Source organism: Serratia sp. 2C06 (assembly GCF_050037615.1).
GTDB lineage: Bacteria > Pseudomonadota > Gammaproteobacteria > Enterobacterales > Enterobacteriaceae > Serratia > Serratia ureilytica.
On sequence record NZ_CP188299.1, the window covers coordinates 1971772 to 1988168 of the forward strand.

At 56.4% G+C, this 16397-nt stretch carries 19 protein-coding genes and 1 pseudogene; 1 reads left to right on the forward strand and 19 read right to left on the reverse strand.

Going from position 1 to position 16397, the window contains the following annotated elements; all coding sequences use genetic code 11:
* Window positions 1–357, forward strand: a complete 357-nt coding sequence (rplS, locus tag ACP3TA_RS09695; RefSeq protein ID WP_015376707.1) for a 50S ribosomal protein L19 — start codon at window positions 1–3, stop codon at window positions 355–357.
* Window positions 358–500: 143 nt separating this feature from the next.
* On the opposite strand, the gene ACP3TA_RS09700 is transcribed toward rplS, so the two are convergent.
* From ACP3TA_RS09700 to ACP3TA_RS09790, 19 genes and pseudogenes are all read right to left on the reverse strand, one after another.
* Complete coding sequence (locus ACP3TA_RS09700) at window positions 501–728, reverse strand: ogr/Delta-like zinc finger family protein (protein WP_033641912.1); 228 nt, start codon at window positions 726–728, stop codon at window positions 501–503.
* Between the two features lie 89 nt (window positions 729–817).
* On the reverse strand, window positions 818–1912 hold the full coding sequence (locus tag ACP3TA_RS09705) for a phage late control D family protein (RefSeq protein ID WP_069101122.1): 1095 nt from the start codon (window positions 1910–1912) through the stop codon (window positions 818–820).
* A complete protein-coding gene (locus tag ACP3TA_RS09710) occupies window positions 1909–2382 on the reverse strand; it encodes a phage tail protein (RefSeq protein ID WP_033641914.1) in 474 nt (157 codons plus the stop codon). The genes ACP3TA_RS09705 and ACP3TA_RS09710 overlap by 4 nt, the downstream gene beginning before the upstream one ends.
* Window positions 2383–2404: 22 nt before the next feature.
* Entirely contained in the window at window positions 2405–4498 is a 2094-nt protein-coding gene (locus ACP3TA_RS09715; protein ID WP_206196073.1) for a phage tail tape measure protein, read from the reverse strand.
* The gene (locus tag ACP3TA_RS09720; protein WP_033641916.1) at window positions 4491–4613 is read right to left on the reverse strand and encodes a GpE family phage tail protein; all 123 of its coding nucleotides are present in this window, start codon (window positions 4611–4613) and stop codon (window positions 4491–4493) included. The genes ACP3TA_RS09715 and ACP3TA_RS09720 overlap by 8 nt, the downstream gene beginning before the upstream one ends.
* 32 nt (window positions 4614–4645) lie before the next feature.
* Window positions 4646–4933 (reverse strand): phage tail assembly protein, encoded by a 288-nt coding sequence (locus ACP3TA_RS09725; RefSeq protein WP_033641917.1) that lies wholly within the window; start codon window positions 4931–4933, stop codon window positions 4646–4648.
* A 64-nt stretch (window positions 4934–4997) separates the two neighbouring features.
* Window positions 4998–5507, reverse strand: a complete 510-nt coding sequence (locus tag ACP3TA_RS09730; RefSeq protein WP_033641919.1) for a phage major tail tube protein — start codon at window positions 5505–5507, stop codon at window positions 4998–5000.
* A gap of 12 nt (window positions 5508–5519) precedes the next feature.
* Window positions 5520–6689: a phage tail sheath protein gene (locus ACP3TA_RS09735; RefSeq protein ID WP_060659933.1), complete on the reverse strand. Its 1170-nt coding sequence runs from the start codon at window positions 6687–6689 to the stop codon at window positions 5520–5522.
* 140 nt (window positions 6690–6829) lie between these two features.
* On the reverse strand, window positions 6830–7387 hold the full coding sequence (locus ACP3TA_RS09740) for a tail fiber assembly protein (protein ID WP_050594401.1): 558 nt from the start codon (window positions 7385–7387) through the stop codon (window positions 6830–6832).
* Window positions 7387–9264, reverse strand: coding sequence for a phage tail protein (locus ACP3TA_RS09745; protein ID WP_033641921.1), 1878 nt, complete (start codon window positions 9262–9264; stop codon window positions 7387–7389). The genes ACP3TA_RS09740 and ACP3TA_RS09745 overlap by 1 nt, the downstream gene beginning before the upstream one ends.
* Window positions 9265–12032: 2768 nt before the next feature.
* Window positions 12033–12554: pseudogene (locus ACP3TA_RS09750) on the reverse strand (phage tail protein I); the annotation flags it as partial.
* A complete protein-coding gene (locus ACP3TA_RS09755; RefSeq protein WP_033641923.1) occupies window positions 12547–13455 on the reverse strand; it encodes a baseplate assembly protein in 909 nt (302 codons plus the stop codon). The gene ACP3TA_RS09755 and the pseudogene ACP3TA_RS09750, both read right to left, overlap by 8 nt.
* Before the next feature lie 4 nt (window positions 13456–13459).
* On the reverse strand, window positions 13460–13810 hold the full coding sequence (locus tag ACP3TA_RS09760) for a GPW/gp25 family protein (RefSeq protein ID WP_033641924.1): 351 nt from the start codon (window positions 13808–13810) through the stop codon (window positions 13460–13462).
* Window positions 13807–14442, reverse strand: coding sequence for a phage baseplate assembly protein V (locus ACP3TA_RS09765; protein WP_033641925.1), 636 nt, complete (start codon window positions 14440–14442; stop codon window positions 13807–13809). Before ACP3TA_RS09765 ends, ACP3TA_RS09760 begins: the two co-directional genes overlap by 4 nt.
* An 85-nt stretch (window positions 14443–14527) precedes the next feature.
* Window positions 14528–14992 carry a phage tail protein gene (locus ACP3TA_RS09770; protein ID WP_046688263.1) on the reverse strand — a complete coding sequence of 155 codons (465 nt, stop codon included), beginning with the start codon at window positions 14990–14992 and terminating at the stop codon, window positions 14528–14530.
* A gap of 53 nt (window positions 14993–15045) precedes the next feature.
* Window positions 15046–15558 (reverse strand): lysozyme, encoded by a 513-nt coding sequence (locus ACP3TA_RS09775; RefSeq protein WP_046688264.1) that lies wholly within the window; start codon window positions 15556–15558, stop codon window positions 15046–15048.
* Window positions 15542–15760, reverse strand: coding sequence for an HP1 family phage holin (locus tag ACP3TA_RS09780; protein WP_033641928.1), 219 nt, complete (start codon window positions 15758–15760; stop codon window positions 15542–15544). The genes ACP3TA_RS09775 and ACP3TA_RS09780 overlap by 17 nt, the downstream gene beginning before the upstream one ends.
* 3 nt (window positions 15761–15763) lie before the next feature.
* Window positions 15764–15967: a tail protein X gene (locus ACP3TA_RS09785; protein WP_033641929.1), complete on the reverse strand. Its 204-nt coding sequence runs from the start codon at window positions 15965–15967 to the stop codon at window positions 15764–15766.
* A gap of 191 nt (window positions 15968–16158) precedes the next feature.
* Window positions 16159–16353 (reverse strand): hypothetical protein, encoded by a 195-nt coding sequence (locus tag ACP3TA_RS09790; RefSeq protein WP_033641930.1) that lies wholly within the window; start codon window positions 16351–16353, stop codon window positions 16159–16161.
* Window positions 16354–16397: the final 44 nt, after the last annotated feature.

A 16397-nucleotide genomic window follows, 5' to 3' on the forward strand; every position in this document is an offset into this window, starting at 1 on the left:
ATGAGCAACATTATTAAGCAACTTGAACAAGAGCAGATGAAACAAGACGTACCTGCATTCCGTCCGGGTGATTCCGTGGAAGTGAAGGTATGGGTCGTTGAAGGTAGCAAAAAACGTCTGCAGGCATTCGAGGGCGTGGTTATCGCTATCCGTAACCGCGGTCTGCACTCTGCATTCACTGTTCGTAAGATTTCCAACGGCGAAGGTGTTGAGCGCGTATTCCAGACTCACTCCCCAGTAATCGACAGCATTACTGTTAAACGTCGTGGTGCCGTTCGTAAAGCTAAACTGTACTACCTGCGTGAACGTACTGGTAAGGCTGCTCGTATCAAAGAGCGTCTGAACCGCGTTAACTAACGCTGCATCCAAAAGTTAATAGTTATCAGGGGTTGGCTTATGCCAACCCCTTTTTTTATCTTAAAACCTCGACAGGTTGCATTTGCGAGATTTCGTCTGCGCACCACCAACATAATAAAGCCTGCATAAGCAGGCTTTTTGCATTACAGCGCCGCGGCGCTTTGTTTCTGCTGACTCTCCGGCGGGTGAGGCTGCGCCGGGATAATGTCATCGCCAGGTTTGACGATCACCCGCGCGACGGACTCGTGCGTGGCGAACGTGCAGCTGCAATTGATGTTGCGGCATTGATGGTAACGCTCTTTGGTCGACTCGCTCAGATAGCGGCTGGAGCGAGTGTGGGCCACGTGACCGCATAATGGACAGTGCATCATAGTTGAATCCCTCGTTCTGCTACATCAGGTTATATGACTTATAATAGCTCATTAACTCGCAAAAGCAAGATTAAGATGCAAATGAATTATCACCCCTCCGTGATTGCAAACTCCATGCGTTGAGTCAGTACATCTAATGCGAGGCTGGTGGAGAAACCTCGATCATTAAGCGTGTGAACGACTTGACTAATGATCCAAGGTTGTCTGTCGATAACCTCTTTGAATCCACTTAGGTGGATCGGCGTTTCTGGACTGAGATCAGGCCGGCCGACGGCGAGGTTTATGGAAAATTGCACATTCCCTTGTTGAATGTTTGCCCACCTCGCTTTTGCCGCACGCATTGCGCTTTCTTTGTTCGCGTAGAGCGTCGGCAGGGTAAAAACGTTATTGCTTTCACCTGCCAGATAGCTTGAAGCCGCATTTTCATCTGTGGTATTCCCTTCCTCACGTTGTACTGTCATCTGTTGTTGCCTGGCATGCTGAATATCTTGCCATTTGGCAATAACGCCGGTGTAAGCGTTTCGATCGGCCACATTGAAGTAGTGCTGGTCGCCATCGCTGCGTTCCAAAGTCAGTGACGGCAGAGGTTTGCCCGAGATGCTTAGACCGGAACCTGGGACCAGAAACAGCAGGCGTTCATTTTTAATGGCGGCGACGGCACCATTCATGGTCGCCAGCCGGGTAAGAAAGGCGACATCCGTTTCCTGAGACTGATCGATGTGCGTGATTTTGATCTCTGCCAGTCCTGCCGCCAGCGTATGCCCCATCCGGTTACGGTTGGCCACTTCGTTGACGATGTCACCAAGGGTGCGATCGTGATAGGAATGATCTCGCGCCACGTTCATCGAGTTTCGAAAGTCGACGCTGCGGGCTCGAATGACGAGTTTATCCGGTGCGCCACGATGTTCGATTTCATCAACGATAAACTTGCCTTTGTCGATCAAGGCTTGTCCTTTCCAGCCGAGCTTCACGGTGAGCGTTTGGCCGCGTTTGGGCATGGCGATTTGCCCATCCGCATCGTCGAGCTCAAGATCCAATCGATCCGCGGTAAAACCGCGATTATCGGTTAACGTCAATGAGAGCAGACGGTGGCGGAAAGCCTCCGTGATGTCCGCTTGCTGTAAAAACAGGGCATAGTCTGGCGCAATGAGCGCGCCAATAGGGACGGGGGTTTGCGTGATCACGGTAGCATCTCCCCGAGCCGCGCCGCAGCCTGACCTGCTTTATCGGCAAGGTCAGAGGCTTGTTGGCGCAGATCGCCGAACATGGCGATCAGCGATTCATCAACGCGCATCAGATTGATCGTAAACTCTATCTGTCGCGCGCTGCCGTTCGAGAAAAGCTGGGTTTTCGTGTCGACTATGCTTTCAATGACATACATCCCATGAATAGTTCCATTGCCCTCGATCAGCGGCCAGGCTCTGCCTTGGGCAGCCATGAGTTGAAGCGCCATCAATGATAATGTCCCTCCGGTTACTTCCGGTACCAAGACTCCCGTCAGCGTTATTTTCTCATTGTCTACTCCCAGAAACTGCGCGGCAGGGCGCTGGCCGATGCGCGGCAGGGTCGGCCAGCGGTAATTGGCGCTGCGTTGCATGCTTTGATAAGGCACGGTTTTCAACATAAAAACGAACATGCCGAGGGTCAGCATCATCATATTTCTCCTATTCGCGAGATTAACTCATCCGACTGCGGGCGTTTGCCGCTTGGCGATGAGCAAGCAATTCAAATTGCCGCGCGACTTCGCGGCCGATGTCTTGTTCATTCTGACCGGCGCCGGCAGTGATGTTGATAGTGACCGACGGAACCTGGATTTGGGTTACCGGCGAACCTGCTACCGGTGAGGCCGGCATTACAGGCGCGCTGAGCGACAGTAAAGCCGCCGACATGGCGGCCGTATGGCGGCGGCCGGTCACTTGAACGGGGCCGCTGACCAACTCAGGACCGTTTTCGCCTACAATGCCGAATTGTCCGGCAGGAATGTCTCCCCCGCGATCGAACTTGCCGGCAAACCAGGCGCTGCCGTTTTCGGCATTGCCAGAGGTGCCGCTCTTATCGCCAAATTGCATCCAGTCGGGAAGATATTCGGTCAATGAAGTCAGTTGTTTTATCCAGCCATCAATGGTGTCTGAAATGTAATTCTTCAGCGCCTCACACCCTGCCGATATCTGCTCCCAAAGGTGGCTAAAGAAGGGGCCGACCTTGTCCCAGTTTTCAATCAGGGTGAAAGCGGCAAGCGCAACCAGGCCGACAATGGCCAGCAGCGGGTTGGCCATCGCTATACGCCCCAGCCACATCATGGCTTGCCCGGCCTTTAGGATCGCGCCGCTGATAATAGAGAACCCTGAGAGTACCTGGGTGGCGACCAGGCTGACGCCGCTGAGGCCGCCGAGCAATAACGTGAGCCCACCGGCGACCTGCAGCAAGGTGCCGGCTAACGCCGGATTATTGGTTATCCAGGTATTCAGTTTTACCAGCCACTCTGTCGCCGTTTGGGTCAGTTCCCGCAGGGCTGCGTTTTGGCCGGTAAACAAGTTGATTCTCAGGCTATCCCATGAGGCAAAAAGCTTTTGGATATCACCCTCTATATTGTCGCCTTTGACGGTGACCAAGTGCTGCGCTGAGCCGGCAACCTGGTTGGCCTGGAGTTTTTCTCTGCCCAAAGGCGCAATCTGTTGCGCCGCACTGAAGATATCGGCACCTGTTGTGGCTTTACTTTTCATGGCTGCACCAACGGCCCGAACATCCATGCCATATTGATTGCTGGCCAGCGCCAATACATCGGCAATACGATCGAATTGATCGGGGCCCAGATTGAAGCTGCGCTGCATTTCCGTCATCGTTGCGACGGTTTCGTTGACGCTGCTGCCTGTCACGGCGGAGAGTGTCAGTGCGGCGGGCGAAGCCGTTAAAATTTCCTTGGCATTCAACCCTTGTTTTGCCAGCGCTGTTTGCGCTTGTAGGGCTTGATCCGGGGTATAACCGGATTGGCTCATACCGCGAGCCTGCTGCTCGAGAGCCGTGAGCTGCGGATCGGACTTGCCCAGATTCAGCTGTGCCCGCAGTTGAGAAAGCTGTTTTTCAAATTCGATTCCCGGCGCCAGCAGGTTAGCTCCCCCTATGGCGGCACTTTTGGCGACAGAAAAGCCTGCGCTGCTGGTGTTGCGTAATTTTTCCAGCTTGTCGAGGCGCGCTTGATTGCCTGCCTGTGCGGATCGATAGCGCTCCTGCGCTATCGATTGCCGTTGTTCTTTTAGGGTAACGATAGCGGCGCCGGCATTAATTCTGCCGTCACGCAGATTTTTGCGCTCATTGCCGAGCGATTGTAGATTAATCCCTTGCTGGGTAAGATGATGGCGCTGGCTTTTATCGATTGCGGCGAGGAGATCACGTTTCTTTTCCAGGGCATTTATCGTCTCCGCGACCTGCGCAATCTCTTTGTTCATAAATCGGGAACGCTGGCTTGGCTCGCGATCTTTCGTCAGCATTGCCAGCGCGGCGGATTTTTTGCGCGACGCTGCCAGCAACTTATTGGTCTCAGCCAGCGACTGGTTCGTCTTTTGGAAAGCGTCGATGTCATTTTCCTGCCGGCGCAGATGTTTGACTTTTTTCTCTGCTCGTTGGATATCCTGTCCCAGACTGTTGTACAGGTTTTTATCCCCGGTGGGCCTGCGCAACTGCCTCATCAGTTCTTTGCTCTGCTTGGCTATCGCTTGAAGCCCGATGACAATCTCGTTTTGTGACTCCAGCTCCTGTCTGCTGTTACTCATCTGTTTTTACTCCACTACGTTGCAGCGCTCTGTGGCGCCAGCCGATCAGCTCCGCCAGCGTCATGCCGTTCATTTCTGACGGCGGCCAGTGGAAAATCACCGCGATATCCGCCATCAGGTCATCTACTGTCAGAGTAGGATCGACCGTTACTCGGCCGATGTCGGCGACAAAAAACCGATCACCTGGCCGGCCAGCGCAATCAGGTCAGGCAGTTCCAAACGGGCACACTCTTCCTTGGTCAGGTTCGGGTAGGTGACCCGAGGCAGAATAGTGATCAACGCATCGACATCGGCGTTGGCCAGCGCGGCCAGACCGATGCCGCGCAGGCTGCCGGCATTCGGCTTGGTCACTTGCACGCGAGTGATTTCGCTATCGCCACGTTTAATCGGAGTATTCAGGACGACGGTGTTTTCCTGGGATGCATTCAGTTCCATGGGGTATCCAGTTTTCAGTCGGAAAAAGGGGGCCAGCGCGGGGCTGGCCGTTTGAGGTGAAAAATTACAGGCCGATGGCGCGGCGGTGCGCTGCCAGCAGATCTACGCCGTCGACTTTTTCGATCATGTTGACGGTATCGATCTCGATCAGCTCTTTGCCGTCGATGCTCAACTTGAAGTAAGTGCAGTCGGTGGAAACTTTGGTTTCGGTATCTTCACCCTGCTTGAAGTCGCCGCTGTCGATCTCTTTATGACGGCCGCGCATCACCACTTCGAGCGCAGAGACGTCGCCGGTATCGTCGCGTTGGAAAGAGCCGGTAAAGCGCAGCGGTACCGCATCGACGCGGCCCCATTGCTTGAGCACCAGTTCGTCAATGCCGCCCATGGTCCATTCCACCACCAGCGCATCGTCGTCCAGGCCGAAGTCCACCGAGGCTGCGCCGCTCATGCCGCCGCCGCGGAATTTTTCCAGCTTGCGTGTCAGTTTCGGCAGCGTCATTGAGGAAACCACGCCCATGTAGTTGAAGCCGTCGTTAAACAGGTTCAGGTATTTCAGTTTTTTTGGCAGTGCCATGCTTCAGTCTCCTTAGCTGTTCACGGATGCGGCGAAGTTCGCCAGGTAGCGATCGGTAATGCGCTGACGCAGAGTCAGATCCTCCAGAGGCGGTACCGGGGTGTAGTCGTAATCGATAAACAGCTTGCCGGCCTTCAGGGTCTCTTTGTCGTTGGCGCTTTCGTCATACCAGCAGTCACCGTCGATGATCAGACCGGCGGATTTCAGTTCGCGGAACTTGGCCTTGATGCCGTCGATCATGTCGCGGATCAGCGTCGGGGTAAGCGGACGGTCAACCGCCCACAGATGAGCTTCGGCCAAGGTGTCGGCCAATACCTGCGCGGTGCGGGTATAGTTTTCAAACTGGAACAGCGGCTCGTCGGAGCAGGTGCGAGATCCCCAGAACTTGAAGCCATCTTTGCGGATCAGGGTGGTGACGCAACCTTCATTCAGCAGATCGGCGTCGGTGCCTGCGGTTTGCAGATCCCAAAATACGCTGGCCGAGATACCGCTCACACCGTTGATGCCGACGTTGGATAAGGTTTTATGCCAGCCGGTCTCCTGGTCGATCTTGGCACGCAGCCCCAGTGCACGAGCGGTGGCGAAGGCGATGTCGCTGCTGTTGGTGGTGGTATTCCAGTTGATGAAGTCCGGCCAAATCAGCATCAGTTCGCGCTGGCTGAAGTTGGCGCGATATTTGATGGCGTCGGACACGGTTTTACAGCCGTAAGCGCTGATATAGCCGAAAGCGCGCAGCTGCTGGCAGATGCCGGCCAACGCGGTCGCCACTTCCTGATTATCATGGCCCGGTACGCCCAGAATGCGTGGTTTCACGCCCAGCTCGGCCTGAGCGGCCAGCAGCGCTTTCATGCCGGTGTACTTACCGTTTTCATCGGCGCCACCGATGATATTGGACGTGGTTTCGGCCTCGTCTTTCCCTTCCGCCACGCGTACCACGACGGTTACCGGCTTAGTCTGCTCGGCGATCGCCAGCAGCGAACGCGCCAGCGTCCCTTTTTTACCTGCTTTGCCGCTGGCGGCCAGGACATCGGTAATCAGCACCGGGGTGTTGAGAGGAAACAGGGTTGCATCGGCATCTTCTGCGGTACAAACCATGCCGACAATGGCCGTCGAGACGGTGGAAATTACGCGGGTGCCTTCGTTGATTTCGAGGACACGCACGCCGTGGTGATAGTCACCCATAGCATTACTCCGTTTGTGGTTGGTGATGACAGCATGCCTGTTGGGAGGTGGTGCCGCATCTCATTCGGGGTGTGGGATAACTGGTACAACAGCAGGAAAAATAAAGAAAAAAAACGCCCCGGGCGGGGCGTTGAACGACGTTATTGCGGTGGTTGCGGCCAGTCGATATCCGGGGCCGCTTCGGGATCGACCCGATTAAGCAATACGCGGTAGGTTTTCCAGCGGGTCAGCAGCCGCAGTTCCTCTTCGCTCGCCATTCCCAGGTCAGTAGCGTCGTTAAGCGTTTCTATCTGCAGCGAACTTTGCTTAATCAACTCTTGTTTTTTATTGGCGGCCTGTTGCCGTAGCTCCTGAGTTGAATACGATCTTGGTATGATGTTTTCTCCATCAAAAATCCAGCGGCCGTTGATATCAGCGCCTTCCGGCAAGTTTTCGACCTCCGCCACACTCATATTTTCTGGGAAAAATCCGGAAACGTCATAATGGCCTTCGGCATTCGGTTTCGCGGTGATTGAACGAATGATCCCGTCCTTGTCATACATCAGTTTTACCGTCTCAGGACGGAAGCTTTTTTGACATTCATACCAGTCTTCCCCGGCATCGGATTTTAAAAACAAAACACCGTGCGAGGCGGCCAGCTGTTTCTGTTCTACCGTTTCCGGCGCGGCGAGGGTAAAGTTTTTCATGTTATTCATCATTATACGCTCCAGACGGTAACCCAATTGCCACCAATGTGTTTTTGCAGCGGACGACGGAAAATTACGTCGATGTATTCATCCACGTTGTTGTTTGCTGCGCCGGTCAGGACATAACCCGCGCTATCCGAATAGCCGGGGCCTCGCCAGGTAGCGATACTTTCCACATTACCCAGGCGAACATCCCGCACAAAGTTGTGATTGAGATAGTTGCTTAAATAGCCTCCCCAAATGCCGCCGTTAATATTGCCGTCTGTTTGATAAGCGGCACCTGCAGCAAATAAGGTGCCGTTCGCGCGGAGTTCACCGTTATTACGGAAGCTGAACCAGCCATCGGCCCCGCCGTTGGCAACATGGATACCGAACTCATGGTGGCTCCCGACCTTCTCATAGTGGTAAAGATCGACGAGCAGATTACCTTGCCCCTGTAGACGCATACCGTTTGTTTGGCGATTGCCGTCGGGATGAGTAAGATTTCCTTGTTTAGTAATAAAATCAGAACTATAAAAAGCGGCCATACCGTTGATATTGGCCTTTCCGCCTATCCAGGCATCACCCGTCGCGCTCAGCTTGCCATTGACGTAATATTCATTGCCGTGAAAGGCTAAGGTGCCTTTGTTGTCATTGATGAGTCTGACATCGAAGTCACCGTTGCTATTGCCGTAATGAAAATCCAGATAGGGGGTGGTACCGAACAGCTCGACACCGGCTTTTGTGGTCAACGCTCCGGCGATGGTTACGCTGCCATTTACGGCTAAAGAGGGTGTAGTGAGGCCGGATTTACTCTCAATCGCTCCATTGACCGTTAAAGCGCCGGTAATGGTATCGCCGCTCTGTTTGACGAACTTCCCGTCGGCTTCCGCCTTGCTGTAGGCGTCGACGTCTGTGGCCGTCGGTTTAAAGCCGGTAGTGTAAATTCGGTACCAGTTCAGCGGTTTGTCAGGGGTCGTGGACGTGCCGATGTAAGATGATCCATTAGGCTGGATCGCCAGATAGCCGCTGGAAGGGCCGCCGTCACACGGCAGGTTCAAGACGCCATAAACACCGCCGCCCGGCGCATTTTTCGATGCACCCGTAACCCGATAGATTTCGCCACGGTTGCTCAGAGCGTCTTCGCGATGTATCGGGCCCCCCCCCAAACCGAACGCGCCCACCTCCATCAGGTTGGTTTTTTGCGCGCCGACGTTGCGTGTGGCGGCAGTACCCAGCTCCAGGTTGCCGCGCGCGACGGACTTGTTTGGCAGGTCTTTCAGGTTCGCCGCGATTTTCAGCGAGGCATCGTTAACCGCTTTGACGGCTTTCGGGGTAGCGGCCAGCGTTTCGCTACCGCTATTGCTGTCGTTGCTCAATTGAGTGAAACCCTTTGCCAGCAAGGTGGCGTCAGGATGATTGCGCGAGCGGGCATGTTCGGCAATGGCTGCACTCAGCGTATCGCGCGAGACCAGTAAGGCGGTCTTGTCTGCGACGATCGCCGCATTGGCGTCGCCTTTTACCAGAAGCACCATGCGCACGACCTGGGTGCGGCCGGCACCTTCGGTCAACTGCGGCTTGTAGGTGTCGGGCGTATTGGCGATCGCCACCAGCACGCCGTTTTTGTCATACAGCCCCAGCTCGCGGATCCACCAACCGCCAACGTCCTCCGGGATCACTTGTTCAGCGATCACTTGGTTGCTGTTGCCGGTATCTATCTGCAGTGAATTCAGCTCGGCGCGCCGTTTTTCGTTCACCAGCTTGGTCTGGCTTTCATCGGGCTGCGTTGGCGAACCGCCGCCGTCGCCGACCGCCATATGCGTAATTTCCAGCTTTTGGCCGGTTGCTGCAGCGTTAGCCAGCAGCGCTTTGCCCTGTTCGGTGAGCAGGGCGCGGTATTTTGCTGTCATGGTGTGGTTCTCTTCTGTTTGCCGGCCGGGTAGGTAAGGCCGTTTTTATACATCACATACAGACTCAATCCGCGCAGGATCTCGCCTGACCAAAAGCCGAAGAACATGCCGTTATCGGTGCCGAGACGCGGCGCGGGCGACCAGCCGCCGTCCATCACGTCACCGGTGGAGAGGTAATGTCTTTGTAATTCCGTAACGCATTGTTCGATAAAGTGTTCGAGGCCCTCAATTTCACTGCCGGCCATTCTTGCCAGCACCGCGCCAGCCAGCCACAGGCCGCACATGTGGCCGGTAAAATCCTGTGCATCGGGCTGCGGCAGGCCGGCCATCGGGAAATCGGTCGGCGTGACACCGCCGGCGTCATTGGTAAAATCAATCAGCCAGCGCAGCCAGTTTTCGACATATTCCACCAGCTTGAGCGGTGGCGTTTTGCTCGCCTGCTGTAACTCGAGCCAGGCGCGCGCGGCACCGAAGAAGGCGCGTGGCTGATAGCCGGACCAGGCCGTGCCGTCACCCCAGTGATACATGGTCCAGGTATCCGCCGGACCGTAACTCAGATTGTCCCAACGGTTCCAGATATAGGCCGATGCGCTGGGGCCCAGCACGCCGAATTGCTGCTGATACCACTGCTGCGACTGCCACAGAAACTCGACCATGTTGTTGAGCATCACCCCGTCGGGATCGGCGGCGGCGTGCACGAAAATGAACGGGTACTGGTAGCCCGGATAAGGCATGCCGTGCCAACCATCGAACTGTTGGCTGTCCGCCTGATAAATGTTGGAGAACGGCATGACGCCCGGCGTACAGAACAGGCCGTCGCGGCGGTGATTCAGGAGGGTGCAGTCTCCCAACAGCGCGGTGTAGGGGTGTGCCGCCTGGAACGTGATGCGATAGCGGATCGTGTAGCCGTCATCGGCGTTGAGCGTTGGTGGAATGTCGTTCAGTACGTAGTAGCTGAACGTGGCGTCCGGTACATTTCCGTCTTGCAGAATGGTTACTTGCTTGACGCGGCTGAAGCGAGGTGCAGCCGGTTTGGGCTCGACATCCTGATGGTCCGGCTGATAGCCGCTCAGCGTAGCCGCTTGCGGGGCGAAATTTGCGATTTGCCATTTGCCGCCGGTGGCGGGCAGCATCCAATACCAGCGCCATTTGTCATCATCTTCGAGCCGCAGGTTGAAGTCGGCGTCCGCGCGATAGACCAACTGCGTAACGGGGAAACTTTCCTCTGCGGTCAACCAGGCGCCGATCACCATACCTGCGTCGTCATTGGGGAAACGGGCTTGGATCACTGTCGCGCTGCGGCTGTCGTAAACCTGTTCCTCAAATTGGCTGGCGATCGCGCAACCGCCGTAGTCGGTCACTGCGCGCAGATCGGCCAGCAGATAGTCGCTGCCGTCTTCTTTCGTCAGCGCCGCCAGGCTGCTGAGCGCGATGTCGTAAGTTTTTACCTGAGGTTGGAGCGACTGCGGCAGACCGATGCCCCATTCCGTGGTGCTCGCCGCGTTTTTTTCCGGTGCTATAGATAGCTGTATTTTGCAGGAGATCGGCTGATTCTGATCGTCGACGCCGCCAAAGCAGGTGCGGATTTTTGACTGGCGATTAATGCGGAACCAGATTGCCTGTTGTTCCAGCGATTGTTGCGATGCTATCTCTTTGCGAATGGTGATCATGCCTTCGGCGCTGCGGCCGTAGCTTACCGGCGCACCGGAAGGGTATGACCAATCGTAGGAGATGCCGTCGGTAAACGGCGTATTGGCGCTGCGGCTCTGGCGAAAGAACTTATCCTGCGCATCAATATCGGTATATTCCATCGCGGTGAATTCAACGCTTTTCCAGGCGTTGAAATAGCGCTGCTCGCCGGTGATGCTGTGTAGCAGATAGCAGGCGTCGGCAAACCACAGCTCGGCATCGGCCGCGTTGCCCATGGCGTTGTGCGGGACCGGCACATGCAGCGGACGGTTATGCTGTACCTGATTGCGTTCGATTAACACGCCGCCGTGTTCGACCGGTTGGCGATTGGCGAAATTCAGCTTGTGATTGCCGCCGAGCGTGGCGTCTTTTAATTGCACCGTACCGATTTGTTCAGCGGGCAGCCCTTTGGCCAGGATCTCGCCGTCGGCGCCGATCTGGTAACCCTGCCAATTGATGATCCAGTCCACGTCATAGCGTGTACCGTCGTTATTCCAGTCGATTTCACCGGCGGCATTGAGCGCGCGCACCTGGGCGTTGACGGCATCCCAGGCCAGCGCGCCGTCGAAGGCGAAAGTAGCGATATCGAGATATTCACCCCAGTAGGGCGCGCCGTGAGGGATCTGCGTACGGCCCTTGTTGAACGTTAGCGGAATACCTTTGAAACCGCTATGCGTCGGATCCCTCGTATCGACCGGCCAATTGGCGGGCACTGGCTCTTTGGCGTTGACGATCCAGTTGGCGATCCAGCGTTGAGGGCTGTCAGGGATCGGCGCACCGTCGTAAAAGTAGGTCACATAGGCGTCAAAACAGGCGATGGCCTGATCCAAATATTTTTGTTCTCCGGTCGCCAGATACGCATGGGCATAGCCAAGGATCTGCAGAGCCTGTCCTTCGGTGGTGGCGTCGTTCGGCAGCCCCGCCATGCGCGACAGCTCGCGTTCATGACGGGAATCGGCCAAAACATGTTCGTCGTTGAACACGAAGTGTTGCTGAGTCGAGTCCAGCGTGGTGCCGGTATTGCGTTGCAAGAATTGGTAATGTCCCTCCAGCATTTGCAGGGCGAGACTGGCATAGTCGGGGTACACGGTAGTAAGCTCTCCATCATATTGACCGCCGGCGACGTCGATTGCGCCAGCGGCTTCGAGGTTCAGCGCCAGGCCTGTCAGATGGCGGCTGACCGGCTTGGCATCGGCGATCATCCGCTCCATTTCCAGATACATCTCTTCGGTGATACCGTTCTCCAACACGCCGATATCCAGCGTAAAGGTGCCGGGCTCACCGTTGGTTTCCCACCACTCGCGCAGTTTGATCAGGTAACCCAACGGTTCCACCACGCGGCGAATAGCGCCGATGGTGCCCTTGTGACGGTGGATGAAGAAAGCGGCGGCTACGACGCTGCGTTTGGCATCTTCCGTCCAGGTTTCATCCCAATGATCGACCGAGAAGGCCCAGGCCAGGTACGGCAGCAGATTGACCGGACAGGTGGCTGGATCCCACAGATCGCGCAGCGGCACCGGCATGGCGGCCAGTTCGGCACAGGCGGCCGCAGCCGCGACCTCCAGCGGGGAAGAGCCGACCGGCAGCAGACGGTTACTCATCGGAGCCTCCCACCGTCAGACGATAAGAAGCGCAATGTGACGCCTGGGTTTTGTCCAATACGATGTCGGCCTGCGGGGTCTTCAATTCAACGCGTTGCACCCCTTCGGCATGCAGTGCGGCGTAGATTGCCGACAAGCGAATGTCACGGCCTAAACGGTGCTGGGCGCTGATGTAATTTTTCAGTTTGGCTTCGGCAGCGCGACGTACCGGTTCTGCTTCAGGGCCAGGGTAGAGGTACAGTACGGCATCGATGTTGTAGCTGATGATGTTGGCAGAGCGGACGGTGACGCGATCGGCCACCGGGCGCACATCTTCATCGTTCAACGCTTTATCGACGATCGCCACCAGTTCGGCGCTGGCGGTACCGTCTCCTTCGCGTGACAGTACGGAAATCAGCACGTTGGCCGGACTCGGACTTATTGCGGAAACGTCGGCGACCCGGCCATCGGCGGAACGACCGTGATACTCGTAAGAGCCACTGGATCCAGCCACGCTTAAGCCTTCGAATGCCTGCTGGATGCGCACGCGGAAATCGCTATCCGATTCCATGACCGCCGGCAAGGGCGGGATGACGCTGTCATCCGGCTGTTGCACCACCAGGCGTCGCACCTGGAAGTTTGCGCCCAGTTGGTCGAGGTCGCTGCCGCTGGCATAACCCAGCATCACGGCCTTTGCGGCTTCATTCACGCGCTGGCGTAACAGCAGTTCGCGGTAAGCATTTTCTTGCAACAGTTTGACGATCGGCTCCGATTCCAGCGCCAATGTGCGGGCGATGGCTTCGCGCTGCTCTTCCGGGTAAAGGGAAATCAGCGTGGCCTTGCGATCGGCCAGCAGCGATTCGTAATCGAGAGGATCCACCACCGTCGGGGCGGGTAATAAACTCAGGTCAATGGTTGCCATGGTGTCAGCTCACTGAAATAGAAAGAGAAAAGGCATCCGGCGTATCTGTGCGGTTGCCGGTAATGTCGACCACCATTTTTCCGTCAAAGGTGGTGTTGCAACTGATGCCCGTCAACCGAATGCGTGGTTCCCACTGCAGCAGTGCGCTGTAGCAGGCCGCCATCATTTGCAATCGCAGAACGTCGTTTTGCGGCTGATCCAGCAACTCGGACAGCAACGAACCGTAGCTGCGGCGCATGACGCGTGAGCCGATAGGCGTAATCAGGATGTCGCTCACCGACTGACGAATGTGCTCGAGATCGGCGATTGCGCGGCCGTTGCCGCGATTCATGCCAAGAAATTTCGCGTTGTTCATGCTGGTTTGTCCGTTTGGCCTCCGCCGTTTTGCACTCCACCGTGGGTGTGGGTATGCACCACAATGCCGTTAGAGCTGATGCTGCCACCGGTGTGATTGAGATCGCCGGTCATCGAGCCGCCCTGATGGATGGCGATGGTGCCGGTAGTGAGTTGCTGGGTACACTCCACTTCGGGAGCGTCCAGCGTAATTTTTCCGCTGGCGATACAGGTGATGTTTGGCGCCGTCAGAGTGATCCGCTCGGCGGCTTCAATGGTGGCGCTTTTTATGCCGACGGCCTTAAGCGCCCCGGTAGCCGGCTCGTATTCGAGCACTGCACCGTCAGGAAAAGCGATATGCGCCGCCTGTGCTGAGGCCGACGGTGCGGGGTGAGCATCGGAAAATACGCCGGGCAACACGAAAGCGGTTTCAAGTTCCCCGCCAAGTGACAGCACCAAGACCTGTTCACCAATGCTGGGCGCCCACCAGCTGCGTGCGTCGCCGGCCCGTCCGGTCAGCCAGTTGAGCCAGTCGGTAAGATTGCCGCCGGTGGCGACCCGGCAGCGCCCGCGTTCCAGGTCGAGCTCGCTGACGGTCCCGATCCGTATCAGGTTGCGCACCAGGCGCTGAATATCGAAGTTGTCTGTGTTCATGTCTCAAGAATGCCGCTGGATGAAAAGGGGGACAACGCGACGGCGTTTGGCTGCCGCCGGCACAACCGAAGCTGCCTGTAGGGCGCTACGGCTGACCAAATTCGCTGAGTAACTCTCCGTGCAAATAAACCTGGGTGAAGCGAACGACGTTCTCCGGTTCGGGAGGTTCAGCCAGCGGGGTGATATGCAATGCGCCATCGCGCAGTTCCACCCGGATGCGTTCGGTGAGTTGCAGCTGCAATATCAACTGGTTCGGCGTGTCTATATCCCTCTGAAACGAAAAATCATTTTTACGCTTGTCCGGATTGGCAAGAAGGTCTGGTTGGTGGCTGCGCAGCCAGGCCAGTACGGCGACCATGACCCGGTCGTCGTCAGCTGACGGCCCATCCAGCGCCAGATTGAGCTGATAGCGATATTCGAAGGACAGCGAGGGGGCGAGCGTTGAGATCACGCGGCCGTTAGCAATGCCAAGGCGCAATCGTTCGGGGTTTTGCTGCAACACGGGAATGGCATTGAACAGTGCGGCACGGAGCTGTTCGGGTTTTAACATGATGTATCTCCTGAAAAAGGGAGCGGTTTGAGTGGGCGTTTGTTGAAAAACGATCAGCGTGAGATGCCGCTCAGACATAGCGCACGTTCGGCCGTGCGGCGGCGCTCCAGTCCTTTGTTTTTGACGCCGTTGACATAAATCCAACGAGGCAGTTGATCGCAAGCCGCCTGCCACTGACGACGTTTGACAAAGGTGGCCAGCGTTGAATTGCAGGCGGCGTTGACGCCGACGTTGAAAGCGAAAGCGCTGACGGCGTCGTAAACCGGCTGCGGCATCTTGACATCCATACAGCGCGCGAGACCGCGCTCTACGGCGCGTACATCGTCGATCAAATGGGCGGCCGCCTGGCGTTCGTTGATGACGGCGCCCGGCTTCACGCCGGCGGTGTGGCCGATGCCGTTGGTCCAGACGCCGGCACTGCATTGGTAGGGTGAAAGCCGGCAGCCTTCGAAATCGGCGATCAGGCGCAAACCTTCCTCAGAGGTTTTCAGCGTATTGAACTGAGGCAGCAGGGCAGCGAGGGTTAAAATAGCCGCCACGCTGCAGCGTTTAGCGAGTGAGCTCATCGTAGACTCCGCGTTTCAGGCCGTTTTTTTTTAGCGATTTCAGCAACTGGTAGCTTTTACGCCGGTAGTACCAATTCACTGCAAAGGTACCGACGCCGACTGCGGCGCCGACCAGGATGGCAATGTCCTGTGCAGAGTGGCTCCCTAACCAGGCCAGGCAAGCCGCGACGAAATAGGCAAGGGTTGAAGTGAGTTTCTCCATCGCTTAATCCCACAATTTGACGGTTTCTCGTTGGGCCGCCGCAGGCAGGTCCGGCAATTCCACCGGTTGACCGTGCGGCAGCAGGGGCCCCAGATCGGCGAGGCCACGGTTAGCCAGATAGACTTGTTCCACCTGGCGTTGCGTGCTGCCGTAGTAGCGCCAGCAAATCGCATCAATGGTGTCACCTTGTTGTGCATAAATTTTCATCATTACCATCCTGCGATAGCGTTGGGAGAGAGGGCTGTGGCCCCGGATATCTTCAGTTTCGCGCGCGTGGGAGGGAGGGGCAACGCGAGGGGGTTGTGGATGAGATGGCACAACTGAGGCGCAAAAGTGCCGCCGGCAGAAATAAAAACCCCGCCGGCGGCGGGGGGATGAAAAACGTTTGGCTGGAGGGATTAGCAGGGGGGGTGTTCGTCAGCGGGATAAAATATTTCTTGATAATCATTGTTCGGCAGCACCTGACTGGCCAAATCGGAGATCAGCGACATGGCGATCAGAAACTCGGAGGCACTGCATTGCGCAGCCTGTGAAACATCGGCGATGAATTGGATGCGGGACAGTGTTACTTGTTGTTTATCCATAATTTCCACTGTTTTTGCCCTCTCTTGATTATACTGTGTATTTATACAGTATT

What these genes read in the sequence shown, in the direction of transcription:
- rplS (WP_015376707.1), top strand. Translation starts at nt 1, where the DNA reads ATGAGCAACATTATTAAGCAACTTGAACAAGAGCAGATGAAACAAGAC.
- ACP3TA_RS09700 (WP_033641912.1), bottom strand. Translation starts at nt 728, where the DNA reads ATGATGCACTGTCCATTATGCGGTCACGTGGCCCACACTCGCTCCAGC.
- ACP3TA_RS09710 (WP_033641914.1), bottom strand. Translation starts at nt 2,382, where the DNA reads ATGATGCTGACCCTCGGCATGTTCGTTTTTATGTTGAAAACCGTGCCT.
- ACP3TA_RS09715 (WP_206196073.1), bottom strand. Translation starts at nt 4,498, where the DNA reads ATGAGTAACAGCAGACAGGAGCTGGAGTCACAAAACGAGATTGTCATC.
- ACP3TA_RS09720 (WP_033641916.1), bottom strand. Translation starts at nt 4,613, where the DNA reads ATGGCGGATATCGCGGTGATTTTCCACTGGCCGCCGTCAGAAATGAAC.
- ACP3TA_RS09725 (WP_033641917.1), bottom strand. Translation starts at nt 4,933, where the DNA reads ATGGAACTGAATGCATCCCAGGAAAACACCGTCGTCCTGAATACTCCG.
- ACP3TA_RS09730 (WP_033641919.1), bottom strand. Translation starts at nt 5,507, where the DNA reads ATGGCACTGCCAAAAAAACTGAAATACCTGAACCTGTTTAACGACGGC.
- ACP3TA_RS09735 (WP_060659933.1), bottom strand. Translation starts at nt 6,689, where the DNA reads ATGGGTGACTATCACCACGGCGTGCGTGTCCTCGAAATCAACGAAGGC.
- ACP3TA_RS09740 (WP_050594401.1), bottom strand. Translation starts at nt 7,387, where the DNA reads ATGATGAATAACATGAAAAACTTTACCCTCGCCGCGCCGGAAACGGTA.
- ACP3TA_RS09745 (WP_033641921.1), bottom strand. Translation starts at nt 9,264, where the DNA reads ATGACAGCAAAATACCGCGCCCTGCTCACCGAACAGGGCAAAGCGCTG.
- ACP3TA_RS09755 (WP_033641923.1), bottom strand. Translation starts at nt 13,455, where the DNA reads ATGGCAACCATTGACCTGAGTTTATTACCCGCCCCGACGGTGGTGGAT.
- ACP3TA_RS09760 (WP_033641924.1), bottom strand. Translation starts at nt 13,810, where the DNA reads ATGAACAACGCGAAATTTCTTGGCATGAATCGCGGCAACGGCCGCGCA.
- ACP3TA_RS09765 (WP_033641925.1), bottom strand. Translation starts at nt 14,442, where the DNA reads ATGAACACAGACAACTTCGATATTCAGCGCCTGGTGCGCAACCTGATA.
- ACP3TA_RS09770 (WP_046688263.1), bottom strand. Translation starts at nt 14,992, where the DNA reads ATGTTAAAACCCGAACAGCTCCGTGCCGCACTGTTCAATGCCATTCCC.
- ACP3TA_RS09775 (WP_046688264.1), bottom strand. Translation starts at nt 15,558, where the DNA reads ATGAGCTCACTCGCTAAACGCTGCAGCGTGGCGGCTATTTTAACCCTC.
- ACP3TA_RS09780 (WP_033641928.1), bottom strand. Translation starts at nt 15,760, where the DNA reads ATGGAGAAACTCACTTCAACCCTTGCCTATTTCGTCGCGGCTTGCCTG.
- ACP3TA_RS09785 (WP_033641929.1), bottom strand. Translation starts at nt 15,967, where the DNA reads ATGAAAATTTATGCACAACAAGGTGACACCATTGATGCGATTTGCTGG.